Source organism: Paraburkholderia sp. NMBU_R16 (assembly GCF_013282575.1).
Taxonomy (GTDB): domain Bacteria; phylum Pseudomonadota; class Gammaproteobacteria; order Burkholderiales; family Burkholderiaceae; genus Trinickia.
On sequence record NZ_JAAAYE010000227.1, the window covers coordinates 1 to 995 of the forward strand.

A 995-nucleotide genomic window follows, 5' to 3' on the forward strand; every position below is an offset into this window, starting at 1 on the left:
TTGCCGAACTGCTCAAGAAGTTCAGCAGGAATCGCCGGCAGCTCTACCGGTGGGGTCTTGGGTTTGCGAGGCATATTTTCTCCTGGGGAGCATCATATGCCTTGAACACGAAATTTCTGACAGACCCCGCCAAAGAGCCGGTTTGGCCCACCTCGTTATACATAAGTCTCGTCACCGCCTTCGTCGCGTAGCAAGCGCATTGTTTCTGCGGCGATGCGCACGTGAGTGAGTCCCTTCCAGATCGTTTCCGCACCGGGTTCGCCGTCGCTTTTGCGTGCGAGGAATCCGCCTCGGCGAGCGATCAAGCGCAACACCTCGTTCAGTTTGGGTTGCGTTGTGCGACGGGTCTTCGTGAGAAGGTAGGCAGCACGGATTTCATCGGGATCGAAGAACAGATGAGCGTCCAGATCGGGGCAGGTTCGGCCCAGCCGCATCAAATGAGCCACGCGCCAGGCCACCACCAGAAACAGCGCCAACGCACGCTCGAGCCGCTCAATCGTACCCAACTGCAGTTCTTCGACCTCACAGCCGTTCTTCAGAACGTTGCACAGGATCTCGATTTCCCATCTTGCCCTATACCACTCGATCAGTTCGATCGCTTCATCCAGCGTGCTCGCCGCACGATTAGTCAGCAAGCGCCATTCGATCGGTTTGACGCCGGCAGGCGCGTCGAACTCGCGCGCAACCAGGCACGTTGCCGCGATGCTTTTCCCTTTGCTGGCGGGCAACAGCACACGCTCAAGCCACAGCCGCTGGCGTACCGTGCGCGCTTTCACGCCTTGGCGCGCGGCCATCGTGAAGGCGATTTCGCCCACCGCTTCGCCGCATGTAGTGCGCTCCCACAACTTATCGCCTTCAGGCAGGCTGCGGTTATGCGAGGCACGCACCAGCCAGTCGGCCGGGTTGCCCAACGCATCAGCGCGCTCCATCAACGCCATCAGATCCGCTTCGCGGTCTGCCACATACACCAAGCGGGTCGAGGGCATATCCGGCGC

1 protein-coding gene is annotated in these 995 nt (G+C 60.2%); it reads right to left on the bottom strand.

The window, feature by feature from the left end:
• Window positions 1-155: 155 nt before the first annotated feature.
• On the bottom strand, window positions 156-995 hold an 840-nt coding region (locus GWC77_RS27985), incomplete at its 5' end, for an IS4 family transposase (RefSeq protein WP_173262797.1).